6 protein-coding genes are annotated in these 16667 nt (G+C 58.3%); 3 read left to right on the top strand and 3 right to left on the bottom strand.

Features of this window, described 5'->3' with window-relative positions; genetic code table 11:
• The first annotated feature begins 134 nt into the window (after window positions 1-134).
• Both ACOYXG_RS06780 and ACOYXG_RS06785 read left to right on the top strand, forming a co-directional pair.
• Window positions 135-13064, top strand: a complete 12930-nt coding sequence (locus ACOYXG_RS06780; RefSeq protein WP_460356638.1) for a hemagglutinin repeat-containing protein — start codon at window positions 135-137, stop codon at window positions 13062-13064.
• A 5-nt stretch (window positions 13065-13069) separates the two neighbouring features.
• Window positions 13070-13489, top strand: a complete 420-nt coding sequence (locus ACOYXG_RS06785; RefSeq protein WP_460356642.1) for a hypothetical protein — start codon at window positions 13070-13072, stop codon at window positions 13487-13489.
• 54 nt (window positions 13490-13543) lie between these two features.
• On the opposite strand, the gene ACOYXG_RS06790 is transcribed toward ACOYXG_RS06785, so the two are convergent.
• On the bottom strand, window positions 13544-14284 hold the full coding sequence (locus ACOYXG_RS06790) for a DUF899 domain-containing protein (RefSeq protein WP_460356645.1): 741 nt from the start codon (window positions 14282-14284) through the stop codon (window positions 13544-13546).
• Window positions 14285-14459: 175 nt separating this feature from the next.
• Between ACOYXG_RS06790 and ACOYXG_RS06795 the strand changes: the two genes are divergently transcribed.
• Entirely contained in the window at window positions 14460-14852 is a 393-nt protein-coding gene (locus ACOYXG_RS06795; RefSeq protein ID WP_096797478.1) for a transcriptional regulator, read from the top strand.
• Window positions 14853-14966: 114 nt separating this feature from the next.
• Here the strand turns inward: ACOYXG_RS06795 and ACOYXG_RS06800 are convergent, their stop codons facing one another.
• On the bottom strand, window positions 14967-15836 hold the full coding sequence (locus ACOYXG_RS06800) for a DUF6279 family lipoprotein (RefSeq protein ID WP_460356648.1): 870 nt from the start codon (window positions 15834-15836) through the stop codon (window positions 14967-14969).
• A gap of 71 nt (window positions 15837-15907) precedes the next feature.
• Entirely contained in the window at window positions 15908-16627 is a 720-nt protein-coding gene (locus ACOYXG_RS06805) for a TorF family putative porin (protein WP_150370476.1), read from the bottom strand.
• Between the last annotated feature and the right edge of the window lie 40 nt (window positions 16628-16667).

Raw genomic sequence — 16667 nt, forward strand, 5'->3', positions numbered from 1 at the left:
ACGTTCTGACCGAGGCGCGCATTTATCCCCCTTTTGCTTGTTCTCTCACTTGGCCCCGTGTTTTGGCCAGGCAGGGATCGCTTTGCCTGTTGATTACCCAGACCTCACTCGCCTGTCGCAACGAGAGCTCAAACATGGACGTTCGCCAATACGCCTTCCTCGCTGGTCAGCCTTCTGCTGACGTGAAAACCCGTGAGTCGTTTCTGGGCATGCCCAAGCGCGGGCTGGCGTTCCTGCTGGCGAACGTCATGTTCTGGCAACCGATGTGGGCGCAGGCCGACGGCATTGTCGTGGCCAACCCGAACACCGCGCTGGATCGGGCCGGCAATGGCGTGCCGATCATCAACATCGCCACGCCCAACGGCAGCGGGCTGTCGCACAACCAGTTCCACGATTACAACGTCGGCGCGCAGGGCGTCATCCTCAACAACGGCTCGACGCAAACCTCGAACACCCAGTTGGCCGGGCACATCATCGGCAACCCGAACCTGAAAAACAGCGGCTCGGCGCAAGCGATTCTCAACGAAGTCATCAGCGGCAACCCAAGCCAGTTGCGCGGTTACACCGAAGTGGCGGGGCAGTCGGCGCGGGTGATCGTGGCCAACCCCTACGGCATCACCTGCAACGGCTGCGGTTTCATCAATGCGCCACGGGTCACGTTGACCACCGGCAAACCGGTGCTGGACAACGGTCGCCTCGATCGCTTTCAGGTCGATCAAGGCTCGGTCGCCATCGAAGGCGCCGGGCTTAACGCAACCAATATCGACCGCTTCGAAATCATCACCCGCACCGCGAAGATCAACGCCGAGATCCAGGCGAAAAACCTGACCATCGTCGCCGGGCGTAACGACGTCAACGCTGAACATCTCAGCGCCACGGCCCGCGCCGACGACGGCAGCGCCAAACCGCAACTGGCGATTGACTCCTCGGCGCTGGGCGGGATGTATGCCGGGGCGATCAAACTGGTGGGCACCGAGGCCGGGGTCGGCGTGAAGCTCGACGGCAAACTGATCGCCAGCGGTGGCGATATTCAGCTTGATGCCAATGGCCAACTGAGTCTGGTCGACACCTCGGCCACCGGCGCTGTCAATGTCAAAGCCGCGAGCCTTGATGCACGCGGCCCGGTTTACGCCGGCACTGCGCTTAACGTGCAAACTCAGGGCAACTTGAGCAACCGCCAGACCCTCGCGGCCCGCGACAATATTGCCCTGAGTGCCGGTGGGCAATTGACCAACGGCGGTGTCATCGAAGCCGGGGTCAACGCCGACGGCGGGCGCAACGGCAACGGTGATCTGAGCCTGAGTGCGCAAAACCTCGACAACACTGGCAAAAGCCTCGTCGCCGGCCGCAATCTGACAGTCAGCACTGCGCAAACCCTGAGCAACCAGGGCGGTACCCTCAGCGGACAAACCACGGCGATCACGGCGGGCACCCTGGACAACCGCAATAGCGGGCGCGTACTGAGCGGCGGCACGATGAACCTGAATGCCGCTCAAGTGCTGAACAACAAAGGCGTGATCAACAGCCAGACCAGACTGACCGGCAACATCGGTCAATTGATCAACCGCAATGGCGAACTCAGCGGCCAGACCGACGCGGTACTGACGGTCACTTCGCTGGATAACGTCGCCGGCGTGATGACCGCCGGACAGTTGCTCGACATCACCGCCCTCGGCGCGATCAACAACAGCAACGGCGGCCGGATCGGCGCCAGACAAGCGCTGACCCTGCGCGCACAGCAATTCGACAATAGCCAGCAAGGCCAGTTGACCAGTGAAGGCACGCTGACCACGCGCATCAGCGATCGCCTGGACAACCAGAACAAAGGCTTGATCCAGGCCAACGCAGCGATGGACGTGCAGGCCACGCGCCTGGATAACCGCGCCGGCAAAATTTCCAGCCTCAACACCCTGACGGTTACCAGCGCCAATACGGACAACCGCAGTGGCACGATTCGCGCTGATCAGGCGGCGAAACTGCTGATCAGTGAACTGGATAACGGCGACAAGGGCCGCGTTGAAAGCAAGACCACACTGACGTTCGAGGGCAACACGCTGGACAACCGCAATGGTGGTCTGCTCACCTCGACCGGTTTGCTGAGCCTCAAGGCCAACAATGTCACCAACGATGGCGGACGGATTTCCGGCAAGGGCGATGTCGACGCCAACATCGACAGCCTGAACCAGCAGGGCGGTGAACTGGTTGCCGAAGGCAACCTGTTGTTGACTGGCAAGACGCTGCAGAACCATCAGGACGGTCTCGTCGGGTCGCTCAAGACCCTGACGGTCAACGTCGACCAGATCGACAACCGCGGCGGCTCGCTCTCCAGCCAGCAGGACCTGCACATCAACGGGTCGCGGCTGGACAACAGCGAGGGCGGCAAGGTGTTGTCCGACACCACGCTGGCGCTGAAAGTCGCGCAGATCATCAACGCCACTAACGGCCTGATTTTCAGCAAAGGCGCGAGCACCCTCAGCGGCATCGGCCTGAGCAACGTCGGCGGGCGCATCGTCAGCCAGAACACGCTCGGGCTGGCCTTCGACGAGGCCATGGACAACCAGCAAGGCCTGATCAGCAGTGAAGGGCAAATGATCCTCAGCGCCGACAGCCTCGACAATCGCTTGGGCAAACTGTCGAGCCTTGAAGCTATGGCGCTGACCGCTACCGGCGCGGTACTGAGCCAGGGCGGCCTGATCGTCTCGCAGAAGGGCCTGACCTTCAAAAGTGGCAGCCTGGATAACAGCGCCAACGGCATCATCAGCGCCAAGGCCGATTCGACCCTGACCACCGGCGAGTTGAAAAACCGTCAGAGCGGCAGTATCGCCACCGATGGCACGCTGTTGCTGACCGCCGGGCACCTGGACAACTCCGGCGGCAGCCTCGGCAGTCAGCAGAAACTCGAAGTCTCGGTGACCTCGCTGGAGCAGGACGGCGGCGAGCTGTTCAGCAACGGCGACCTGACCCTGGACATGAACAACGGCCTGCTCAACAACCAGCGCGGCAATATTCATACGCCGGGCCAGTTGCTGCTGAAAAACCTCAAGGACGTCGACAACAGTGCCGGTGAAATTTCCGCTGCGAAGGCCTGGAGCCTCAATGCGCAAAGCCTGAACAACGACGGCGGCAAATTGCTCAGCAATGAAAAGCTCACCCTCGTCATCGACCGCGCCCTGAGCAACGTCAAAGGGGTGATTGCTTCCGCCAGCCTCGACAGTCGCAGCGCCAGTCTGAACAACAACAGCGGCGACATTCGCGTGCGGGGTGATGTCGATTTCAGCGTCACCGGAATGTTCGATAACCAGAACGGTGTGGTCATCGCCGACAACGGCCTGACGATCACGGCCGCCAGCCTGGATAACCGTCAGGAAGGCCTCATCGGTTCAACAAAAGCGCTGAAGCTCAGCGTCGACCGTATCGACAACCGCAGCGGCGAACTGTCGAGCAAGGCCGATGTGAGCCTGATCGGCGCCTGGCTCGACAACAGTGACAGCGGCTACATGCTCGCCGGCGGCAATCTGGCGCTGACGGTTAATGAAGTCATCAACCGCAACAAGGGGCTGCTGTCCGGTGACAGCGGCTTGACCCTGACGGGCAAGACCCTGGAAAACAGCGGACGTCTGACCAGCCAGAAAGATCTTGCGATCAACCTCTCTGCGGGTCTGAACAATGCGCAAGGCAGTGTCGTCAGCGAAGGGGCTCTGGCGATCAACGCCGACAGTCTCAACAACAACGCCGGCACGGTCTCCAGCGCCAAAGCGCTGACCATCGACACCCGTGGCGCCGTCAGTAACCAGGGCGGCAAACTGCTGACCGACACCGACCTGACGCTCAACAGCAGCGCGCTGGATAATCAGCAAAAAGGCGCGATCAGTGGCAAAGGCAAACTGAGCATCACCACCGGCGACCTCAACAACAGCCAGGCCAGCATTTACTCCGCCGATCAACTGCACATCACGGCCGGCCAGGTGACCAACACCGCCGGCAGTCTCGGCGCGGCCAATTCGCTGGTGGCCAATGTTCGTGGTCTCGATCAGCAGGGCGGCAGGCTGTTCAGCAGCAATGCTGATGTCAGCGTCGATCTGAACGGCGGCGCGTTGAACAACCAGGGCGGCGTCATCAGTGCACCGGGTCAGTTGTTGTTGAAGAATCTGGCTGACGTAAACAACCGTGGCGGCGAGATTTCCAGCGAGCAGGCTTTCGAACTGCTCGCCAAGTCATTGGATAACAGCGGCGGCCAACTGCTGAGCAATCAGAAACTCACCCTGCAGATCGACAACGCGCTGACCTCGATCAAAGGCAAGATCGCCGCGGCGGCGCTGCAGGTTCGCGCGGCGAGTATGGATAACAGCGGCGAAGGTGTTTTGCTCAGTGACAGCGATATCGACGTCAAGGTCGATGGCCTGCTGAACAACCAGAACAAGGGCAGCATCAAGGCCGCGCAACAACTGACCCTCAACAGCACCGGCCTGAATAATCAGGGCGGCACGCTGGTGGGTGTTGCGGGCGTGGCGATCGATCTGGGCGCCACCGCACAGGATCTGAATAACCAGGACGGCCTGATCAGCAGCAAGGGTTTGCTGAGCATCGCCCACCTGCGTGACCTCAATAACCAGAACGGCGTGATCAACAGCAAAGGCGTGTTGAGCATCGATACGCTGCGCAATCTGAATAACCAGAAGGGCGAGATTTCCAGCGTCAACAGCTTCAGTTTGAAAGGCAACAGCCTGGACAACCGTGGCGGCAACCTGATCAGCAACGATCAACTGACTCTGACCGCTGCCGAACTGAACAACCAGGGGGGGCTGGTCTCCGGCTGGAACGGCGTGAGCGTCACCGGCGGCACCCTCGACAACAGTCAGCAAGGCAGTGTTTCCAGTCTGCTCGGCGACACCAGCATCGACCTCAGTGGCGCGCTGGCCAACCACAGCAACGGTGGCGTGGGCGCGAAGGGCGAGGTGAGCATCAAGGCCGCGAGCCTCGATAACAGCAACGGCACTCTCAGCAGTGGCGGCAAGCAGACGCTGACGCTGACCGGTGGCACGCTCAGTAATACTTCCGGCGGCTTGATCGAGAGCGGTGACACGCTGGATGTCCGCGCTGTAACGCTGGACAACAGCGGCGGCAGAATTACCGCGAAAAAAGCCCTGACCTTCACCGGCACGCAACTGAATAACAGCCATGGCAGCTTCGTTGGCGATGACAGCGTCAGCCTCGACCTGCTCGGCGCTCTGACCAACGTCAATGGCGCGTTGGGTAGCAACGGCCCACTGCTGATCAAACGCTCCGCCAGCGTCGACAACCGCGGCGGGCAACTGATTAGCCAGACCTTGCTGAACCTGCTCACCAGCGGTGATCTGAACAACAGCCAAAGCGGCACCGTGTCGGCCAACAGCCAACTGGATCTCACCGTTGGCGGCACTCTGCACAACGACACCGATGGCCTGATCTCCAGCCGCGATGCCGGGGTGCACCTCACCGCTGCGGCGCTGAACAACGCCAAGGGCGCTGTGCAAAGCATGACTGCACTGACCGTGAATGCGGGCAGCGGCGCCATCGACAACCAGGGCGGCAAGATCATCGCCCAGAACGGCGACCTGACCCTCACCGCCGCCAGCCTCGACAGCCGTGGCGGTGTGCTGTCGAGCCTCAAGGGTTTGCTGCAGACCCGCCTGACTGACGTGTTGCGCAACGGCCAGGGCGGCAAGATCGAAGGCAGCCGCCTCGATCTGCGCGCACTCGGTGGTATCTACAGCGACGGCGGGCGTATCGCCGCCAACAGCGGTGACATCCTGCTCGATGCCGGTGTCGGCACGCTCGACAACAGCGGCGGCGGGATCTACGCCCGGGGCAAGGTGAAAGCCACCGCCGGCTCGATGAGCAACAACGCCGGCCAGATCAGCGGCAATGGCATCGACCTGGGCGTCAACGGCAACCTCAGCAACCGCAGCGGCCTGATCGAAAGCGCTGGCACACTGACGATTCGCGCCGCCAACCTCGACAACCAGGGCGGCAAACTGCGCGCACTGGGCGCTGGCGGCAAAACCGATTTCCAGATCGGCAGCCTGTTCGACAACCGCAACGGTCTGGTGGAAACCGCCAACAACGACTTCAATCTCGCCACGCCGAGCCTGCTCAATGCCGGCGGCTCGATCACCCATGTCGGCGTCGGCGAATTCGGCATCTCGACCGCCAACGTCATGAACGCCGGCGGCTCGCTGGTGACCCTCGGCGGCCTGACGCTGAACGCGGACAGCTGGACCAACAGCAGTGTGATTCAGGCTGGGCGGTTGACCGTCAATGTCGGCAATTTTGTGCAGACCGCTAGCGGGCAGTTGCTGGCGTCGAACCTGTTGGTGGCGCGTGGCGGCAACTGGACCAACGAGGGTTTGATCGCCAGTGATGGTGGCATGGACTTCCAGATAGGCGGGACTTACGGCGGGAATGGTCGTGTCAGCAGCTTGGGTGACATGACCTTCAACGCGGCGCAACTGGGCCTCACCAGCGTCGCCAGCATCGGCAGTGGCGGGCAGGGTAACTTCAACATTGGCGGGCTGTTGAACAATGCCGGAGGTCGACTGACTTCCAACAACGGCCTGACGATCAATGCGGGCGCCGTGAGCAACACCGGTACGCTGGGTGCCGCGCAGGACCTGACGATCAGGACGGCTAACCTGGTGAACGACCACGGGCTGGTCTTCAGCGGCGGCAACATGAATCTGCTGGTCAATGATTTCACCAACCAGACCGGGGACGTTTACAGCATTGGCAACCTGACGATTGCCGGTATGGCTGGCGGTCGTGCGAACAGCGTCAACAACCTCGCGGCTTCGATCAATGTGGACGGTGATTTTTCGCTGTCGGCCAACAGTTTCAATAACAAGACTGAAGGTGTGATTGGCGAGGAGAAGTTTCTCTCCGGCGACATTACGTTCAGCGGTACCACGTTCTACGTCAACGAGAACTTTGAGTCGACTTCGAAGATCACCGGGCCGCAATCATCGCTCTCGGTGGCTGGCAATCTGACCGCGAATGTTGGGGCCTTCACCAACACGGCGTCACTGATTTCCGCGGGCAAGAACATCACTCTCGACGTTGATAGCTTCGATAATTTCGGCTTGCAGTCGGGCACCTTTACACGGATGCGCACCTACAAACTCGGCGGGCTTCCAAACAAACCCCAATCGAGCTGGGTCAGCACGGATCTGCAGGCTTATGCCGACCGAAACTCAAAAAATCAATATGACTATATTGATAGCTGGCACGAGCCTGACAAGGGCGGGATGCATTGGGATTACCAGGCGCTGAACAAGCAATTGCTCAACAAGGTCAATACCAAGTTCGGCATCGGGCCCGAGGTCGCAGTGCCGGCACAGATTCTGGCAGGCGTGAAGCAGCGCGATGACCGGGGTTTCACCAACGGCGGCGGCAGTGTTCCTTCGATCATTCAGGCCGGACAAGCGGTACAGATCAACGCCAAGACCACCATCAACAACGGCAACCTGAACCCATATACAAACTTTGACGGCACCACTAAGGGCGGTGCCGATACCGGGGTGAAAAACGCGGCCAAACCGACGGTGGTTTTCTTGAACCCGCAGTTGCCGCCGGATCTGGCGCAACAACAGGTCAACCCGCTGGCACTGCCAGGCTTCACGCTGCCGACCGGTGACAATGGCCTGTTCCGTCTCAGTGGCAAGGGCGGCACGGAACAAGCGGTGGTTGCCGGCAAGGACTGGACGATTGGTTCCATAGCCGCAAGTACTACAGAGCGCTCCGATGGCATGCCGGTCAGGCACGCCACTGACTTGCAGTTCGACAAGAACGATCCGGTCTCGGTGAAAAACCGAGAGCTGGCATTGGCCAGTCGCCCATCGTTGAACCTCGACGACAAGACGGCCGTGATCAATGTCAACGCAGCCGCGGGTGACGGGCCGGTCGGCGTGCTGTTGCCCAATCGGGGAAGCGCCTCATTCAACGTTCCGCGCGTCCAGGGCTTGCCTGACACCAGCGTGCGCTCCAATCCGCACAAATACCTGATCGAGACCAACCCGGCACTCACCGATCTCAAGCAGTTCATGAGCTCGGACTATCTGCTCGACAAACTGGGGTACGACCCGGACAACAGCGCCAAGCGTCTGGGCGATGGCCTGTTTGAACAGCGCCTGGTTCAGCAGGCTGTCGTTGCCCGCACCGGCCAACGTTTCATCGACGGCCAGACCTCCGACGAAGCGATGTTCAAGTACCTGATGAACAATGCTGTCGCCAGCAAGAATGAACTCAACCTGTCGATGGGCGTGACATTGACGGCGCAACAAGTGGCGGCATTGACCCATGACATCGTCTGGCTCGAAGAGCACGAAGTGAATGGCGAGAAGGTGCTGGTGCCGGTGCTTTACCTCGCCCAGGCGAATAACCGTCTGGCACCCAACGGTGCATTGATTCAGGGCGGTGACGTGACTCTGATCGCCGGTGCGGACCTCAATAACGCCGGCACGCTTCGCGCCTCGAACAACCTGTCGGCCGAAGCCGGCAACAACCTCACCAACAGCGGTTTGATCGAAGCCGGTGAGCGTCTGACGCTCAAGGCTGGCAACAACATCGTCAACAAGGGCGGCGGCGTTATTTCGGGCAAGGACGTCAGTCTGACGGCCACCAACGGTGACGTGATCAACCAGCGCGATGTTTATGGCTACGACACCAACTATGGCGGCACGCTGCAGCACCGCGACGTCCTGAACAACGCGGCACGGATCGAAGCGGCCAATGATCTGACGATCAATGCCGGGCGTGATATCAGCAATATCGGCGGTGTGCTGAAAAGCGGTGGGGATATGACGCTCGATGCCGATCGCGATGTGAACATCACCTCGGTTCAGGATCGCCGCACGGATTCGCGTGGCAGCAGCTTCCTGAATCAGACCATTACCCAGTTCGGCGCAGAAGTGACGTCCGGAAGGGATCTGTCGATCAGTGCCGATCGGGATGTGGCGGTCGTGGCCAGTCGGCTGGATGCCAAGCGCGATCTCAGCGTCGATTCAGGCCATGACATTGTCATTACTTCGGCCGCCGACGAGAGTGACTACGTCTCGCGCAGCAAGAAGCGCGCGAACGAAACCCACAGCATTACTCAACAGTCGTCGGTTTTAAATTCCGGGCGCGACATTGCCCTGAAGGCAGGTAACGATCTTGGGATTATCGCCAGCCGGATCAAGGCCGAAGATGATGTCAGCCTCGACGCAGTACAGGATATTACTGTCGCCTCGGCCAAGGACGAGAGTTCCGCTTACTACTACAGGAAGAAAAAAGGCTCTTTTGGTCGAAGCAAGACGACCCAGACAGAAAGCTATGAAAGTGAAAACGTCGCGTCAGTGATCGACGCGGGCCGTGATCTGACCGTCAACGTCTCAAGGCGTAAAGACGGCGACCTCAGTCTTGATGGCGGTCGTAACGTTACCATCATCGGCAGCCAGATGAACGCCGGTAATGATCTGTTTGTCGGTGCGACCAACGATGTCGCGGTGCTTTCCGCTACGGAGGAGTCGGGCAGTTACAGCAAAAAAACCAAAACCGGCCTATTCGGCATGTCCAAAAGTGGCAGCAGTCATTTGCAGACATCGGTTACCCAGGTCGGCAGTGAGTTGAACGCTGGTCACGATACGGTGGTTCTCGCCGGGCGTGATGTTCGCCTGAACGCCAGTGAAGTCAACGCCAAAAACGACGCTGAACTACACGCTGGCCTGGTGGACAAGGAAGGCGATATCACCCTGTCTTCCGCCGATGATCAGGCCTACAGCCGTGCCGAAGAGTACAAAAAGAAACTGGGCCTTTCGCTGAAGGACGCAATCGGTTGGGCTGCCGGAACGCCGGGCTTTGGCGCGGACATGACTTTCGCCACCTCCCACAATGGAGGACGGGAAGTTGTCAGCTCCGAGAGTATCGGTAGCCAGGTCAATGCCGGGCACGATGCCATTCTCAATGCGTCGCGTGACATCAATGTCATTGGCAGCGGCATCAGTGCCGACAACAATGTTTCGCTCGACGCGGGTCGCGACGTCAACGTGGTCGCGTCCATCGACAACCAGCGCAGCAGCAGCTGGGAGACAGACAAGACCGTTGGTATCAAACAGACCATCGACAGCAATGCTTTCACCACCTTCGCCGGTAGTGAAACCATTCAACATGGTGTCAACAGCAAGGGCTACACCGCTGCGGGCAGTTCCATCGATGCGGGGATTAACATCACTGTAAACGCCGGTCGTGACATCAATCAGCAAGGCTCGGACTTGACGGCGGAGAACAACATCCGCCTCAAGGCCGATCGCGACATCAACATCGATGCCAAGGAGGAGGCCAGCGAAGTCACCATCCGTGACAGCATCAAGCGCAACGGCATCACCGTGACCACGGCATACAACATTGGCAATACGATGGATGGCCTCAAAGGCACTGGCAAAGGTGAGGACGGGGTCAGCAAGGGCTCAAGTGTTCTGAAGTCGGTTGATACGCTGGATCAGTTTTTCAGTGGGCCGAAATTTGACGGCCATATCGGTGGATCGAGCGTCAGTTCAAACCAGACTCAAACGTCGGTTACTCAACGTCCGTCGACACTTTCTGCAGGCAATGACATTTCGCTGGACGCTGGCAACAACGTCAACGTTAGCGGTAGCCAGTTCAATGCCGGCCGTGACATCAACGTCAAAGGCAAAGACATTACCTTTGATGTCGCGCACGGTTCAGAAAGCAGCGACGGGCATTCAACCCAGAGCAAGGGCGGCGTCAAGGGGGGCACCACCGGCGGCTTCAAACTGGGTGTAGGTGTCAGCAATGCCGGCACTGCAGACAAATCCACGCAGGGCACCTCGACGGCAACTCAGTTGAACGCCGGTGGCAGCATCAACCTTGACGCGAAAAACGACCTGACGCTGATCGGCACCCGGGCCACCGCCGAGCGGGATATTTCACTCAAGGCCGGTAACGATCTGAATATTCTCTCGGCGCAAAACGCCTACGAGAGTTCGCATGATCGGCGCAGTTGGGGCGCGGAGGGCGGCATCATCGCGGGCCAGGACGGCTTCGGGATTTATGGTTCGGCGAATGTGGGCATTGGCGATCTCAATCGGGAAGGCGTCAAGCAGCAAGAAGCCTATCTGTATGCCGGAAACAAACTGGGCTTCGAAAGCGGCCGTGATACCACGATTGCTGGCGCGACTCTGCGCGGCGACGAGGTCATCGGTGATGTGGGTCGCAACCTGACCGTGACCTCGGTACCCAACACCGGCAAGGTCGAAGGCAAGGAGTTCGATGCCAGCCTGACGGTTGCGGTCAGCTTCGGTGCAACGGTCAGCGGTTCTTTGGGTTATGGCCAAACCAACGGCAAAACCAACTGGGTCGACAACCAGACTGTTATCAGTGGCAAAAGCAAAGTCGACATCCGTACCGAAAAACATACGCAACTCGATGGTTCGGTAATCAGCGCCGACAACGGAAATCTGAAACTCGACACCGACACCCTCGGCTACCGCAACATCACCGGTAAGGATAACGAGCACGGCTACTACCTTAATGTCAGTGGCAGCTATGGCGGTGGCGGTGGCTCCCAGGCCGACAAGCCAAACAAAGGCATGGAAGGCGAGAGCAAAAATAGCTGGGCAGTTGAAGGCTACAAATATGACAAGGATCGCCAACAGACGTTGAACGCCACGGTGGGCGAGGGGCAGATTGTTGTACGTAACGACAAGACTACCGGGCAGGATTCCACGGCAGGTCTTAATCGTGATGTGAACAAGGCGTATGAAATCACCAGGGATGAAGAACATCGCACGACGCTGTATGCGAGCAGTTCCTCCATTGATGCCGTTAGCCATCCGCTGGAGACGCTTGAGCGTTGGGGCGATAACGTCATCAACTTCAAGAAGAACATGCTCGATCAAGCCAAGGCGGGCGCCAGCTTTCTGCAAAACCTGAATCAGGCGATCAATGCTCAGCTTGTTGACATTGATGATGTTTCTCCAACGCTGATCACTGAGTTGGGCAAAGAGCGCGCTCTGGCAGTCACCAAGAACTTCGTTCGACAAGGGCTTGATCCCAACCAGATAAAATCATTGCCTGAGACAGTGTTGAAAGGGCTGTCCGAGTTCGCGAAACAAGCGGCTGATTACGAAAAGCTGGTAGAAAGCTGCACCGCAAACAACACCTGCCCACAAATGACGGTTGATCCGGCAAGCGGCCCAGACAAACCTGGAACAATGACGCTGCCGCCTATTCCGGTTCCCGCAAACCTGATCACTCATGGTCAGTTGGCATTGAATCAAGTTCTGGACTTGATTGATCTCACGAAGGATATGCCGACCGAGAAAATTCAGGCCACCGTTATTGCTGTACAGGCAGTCATGGGGCCGATGAAGTTTCTGTTGAGCATGACCGCCAATGGATTACTCAACGCCGCGTATGGCGACAAAATTGACGAACTGAAAGATCTGGCAGCCATCAAGTTGGCCGCGAAATTACTGGGTGAGAAAGAGGAGGACCTGACGAAGCTCCACGAGACTGCCAAACAAGAGCACGAAGGGGGTAATGAGGAATACAAATACGATGGTGATGGGTATGTTGTCGCTACCCGTTTCCTGATCGATGCGGTACTCGGGGAATTCAAGTCCATTGGGATGAAGGCCGTCACGAGAACGGTTGCCGTCGTCAAAAAGGATCCGGCAGATGTATTGGGCGGTCCGCACAAAGACACCAGCAAGCCAGTAAACGACGGGCTGGACTCGCACCATTGTCCTGCTCAGAAATGCTACAAAGGCGCGCCAATCAGCAGTCGTGATGGTCCTGCCATCAAGATGGATCCAGAGGATCACAAAAACACCGCGAGTTTTGGTCGTTCCGAAGAAGCCAAGGCTTATCGGGACAAGCAGCAAGCGCTGCTCGAAGAGGGTCGCCTGATGGACGCTATTCAGATGGACATCAACGACATCAGAAGTAAGTTTGGCAATAAATATGATGAAGGAATAAAACAAATGTTGGAGTATGCCTCCAAACTAGATCCGAACGATTTCAGGAGGTAGCGGAGGTGGACTTTTCATTCCGGGTGCTCGGAGCGGTAGGGCCGCTGAGTGGAACCTTGTCCAGAATGCAGGTGCGCAGTATTTTGGGCCGGGATTTCGAGGAGTTCAAGAAAACGGCTGCCTCGTTGAACACTACCGATTCTTTTGTACGTCACGACCTGCATGTCTTTTACGACGAGCAAGACATGGTAAAAGGTGTGGAATTTTTCGATAGAAGCGGCGTCTCCTGGCAGGGACACAAACTTGTGGGAGAAAAACTGTTCCCCGTACTGAGTCTGTTTCGCGGTAATGGCATCCAACCCGTCATTGACGATGACGGGTTCGACGTTAGCGAATTTGGCATGAGCTTTTATGTCCCGGACATTGAGGACGGCGAGGATGCATTGATCAAATCCTTGTATATGAACTTGCGTACCGAAAGGTAAGTCACCTTCTGGCTGCGTCGATAGCGGGGCGAACCCCGCTTTTTCCGATTGGGTTCAACATTCTTTGTCATGACAGCAGTCAGACTTCATTGCCGACTCATACCGATCATGATGCCGCACCCACTCCATGATCTCGTCCTCATTCCTGCCCTTGGCCGTCAGGTCAAGGTAGTTGTAGGCGCCCACCAACATGTCCAGACCGCGGGCATAGGTTGAGTAGGTGTGGAAAATGTCGCCCTTTGCATCACGATAAAACACGCTCAGCCCCGGCATTTCTTCCTCGGCACTGTCAGTCTTTTCGTAGTTGTACGTAGCCTTTCCTGCAGCAACATCTTCAGCGCGGGCGCAAACACCAAAGTCGTAGTTGAAATCGGAACCGTCTGACGACACCCAGTCGAATTTCCAGCCCATACGCCGCTTGAAGGCCTGGAACTGTTCAAACGGGGCGTGGGAGACCGCGACCATGGCGATGTCGTGGTGGGCCAGGTGCAGATTGGCGCCGTCGATGTGGTCGGACAGGAACGAGCAGCCCTGACAGCCTTCCTCCCAGTCCTTGGCGAACATGAAGTGGTAAACGATCAACTGGCTGTGCTTGCCGAACAGGTCGGCCAGCTTCAGTTCGCCGTTTGGGCCGTGAAATTGGTAGTCCTTGTCGACTTTGACCCAGGGCAACGCGCGGCGCTTGGCGCTGAGGCGGTCGCGTTCTTTGGTGAAGGCCTTTTCGTCGGCCAGATGTTGTTTGCGCGCAGCGAGCCATTCTTCGCGCGACACCACCGGATGATTCTCGACGTTCATGATGATTTCTCCTGCGGGGTTGAAACCGTCTTTGTCAGACTAGTCGTTTAACCCTCGATCAATTCGACAGACCGCCGGTCGGTCGCTGCGGAAAATGCCGCTGAACGGCTGCGATGCGTCCGGGTCACAACCTATGACAGCGCCCCAAATCACGCGCACCGGAGGTTGAATCAGGATGACGACTTATAACTGGGATTTGATTGAACGCCTGCTGCATGAAGTGCAGAACAGCGCAGGCGAAAGTTTCGCGCCGCGAAAATATGCCGAGGACTACGCAGCGCAGAAAGCCAGTGCAGGCGAGCCGATCGAGAATCTGGATCACCTGAAAACGGTGGCCTGCGAATATGAAGGCTTGTTGCTTGATCGTGGATTTATCGAACCGCGCCCTGATCATATGGGCAGTACCGGCAGCAATTTCATTCTGACGCCACGCGGATCAAGCCTGCTGAGCCTGATCGACAGCAGCATTCCCGGAAATGATCATCCGCGGCAGGTGCTGGACGAGCAGGAAGATGCGCTGGATGAAGCGACGTTTGATGAGGTGGCTTCCAAAGCGCAGATTGCCTGACAACCTTTGTGGGAGCGGGCTTGCTCGCGAATGCGGCGTGTCATTCACACTTTACGTGTTTGATACACCGCATTCGCGAGCAAGCCCGCTCCCACATTGTTTTTTTGCATAGCCTTAAGGTTTTTGCGCGGCCTTCAGGCATTTGAGGTCGTTGAAATCTTTACGTACGCCTTCGATCTTTTTCAACAACCGCTGACGCTGCTGCGGCGTACTTTCGGCCATCAAATCCACTGCCAGCGAGCGCGCCTGTGCTTCGGTGTTGGCGTAGGCCTTCTGGTAATCCGCTGTCCATAAACGCTCGCGGTTGACCAGAAGTGTCTCGATTCGTTGTGGGAATTCGGCACTTTTACGCTGGGCAACGGCGTTACTGAACTGTTGCTGCCAGTGCGCGCGGTTGGCGATCCATTGAGTGTTCTGATCGCCCAGCGCGGTCGACCAGGCCATCACCCGTTGTTCCTGAGTGGCGCTCAACGGGCCAAGCCAATCGGTCAGGCGTTTGTCCATGCGCGCGCCGCGCTCGGCGATCTGCTGCGCCAGTGGCGGTTTGACGTATTCCTTTTCCCGTTTGCGCAGATCCTTGGCAAACGCATCGTTCATCTCGGCGACTTGCTTGTCGTCCAGCCCTTGCAGCAGCTCGATGGCCGACGGTGTGATCTGCCGTGCAGTTTCGGCAATGGCTTTTTTCGCTTCCTCGGTTCGTGCTTGCAGCGCAGCGTCGGTCACCTGATTGCTTTCGACCATTGCCTGCAGGCGATCCAGCCAGTCGAGGTAGCCCGGCAGTTGCGTGGTGCAGTGCCAGTTCAAGTGTTCCTTGAGTCGTTCGTTGAACCAGTCCTTCTGCTCGCCGTTCATGTCCAGATAGTCACCAAGCGTCCATGGAATGATCACGTCGAGATTGCGGTAGGCCAGGCCGACGCGGCTACAGGCGCCGAGGGCGAGGGTGAAGATCAGCAGGGTGGCGAGGTGTTTGAACCAGCGAGACATGAGCGAATCCTTGCGAGAGCCTGACGTCTGATTCTCATGTGAACGCAGGAAGCTCCCGGCAGTTCAGCCGATCAATAGAATGCGCGCTCGGCCTTGAGCGTCACCAGCCCGTCACACTGGCTGTTGTGCCCCGAGTACGCCGAGCATTCGCTGCCGCTGAGGTTGGAATTGCTGTAGATCAGATCGAGATCGACGCCCATGAACGGGCGGGAAAATTTCACCGACCAATCGGTAAAACTGCTGACATAACCACCGTCCACCGACACCGGTGTGTTCAGTTGGTGGGTGGTGTATTTCATGCTGATCCCGATGCCGAACGGCTGATTGCCGCCGAGGTCGGCGAACAGCGTGTTGTTCTGTTTGTCCGGGTCGTTGCTGACGGCCACACCGAAGCGGCTGCCGAGCAGGGTCAGGCCGCCGAACAGCTCCTGGCTGTCGAGGGTGTCTACTTTGGGATAGCTGTAATGGATCATCCCGACTTCGTAGCCGAGGGTCTGATCGAAAGGTTGTTTGAAACCGACGTAGGAGTCGATTTCCAGATTCTTGCCCGGGGTCAGGCCCATGCTCGGTGCATACTGGCCGACATACAGGCCGCTGTCGTGGCTCAGATCGAGGCCGCCGTGGAACGAGCCGACTGCCGCCGGTTTGACCAGCCCTTGGGCCATGCTGCGGCTGGGCGTGGTGCCGAGTTTGAGGTCGAAGTCGCCGAGCTCGCGCTGGAAAATCTGCGCGTGCGCCGATGAGCAGGCCATTAGGCCCACAAACGATAAACAGAAAGTTGATTTGAGCATGCGTCACTCCATGAACAGCGAGTGCAGGGCTTGGCCTGCT

It is taken from the genome of Pseudomonas sp. G3-39, from assembly GCF_054790485.1.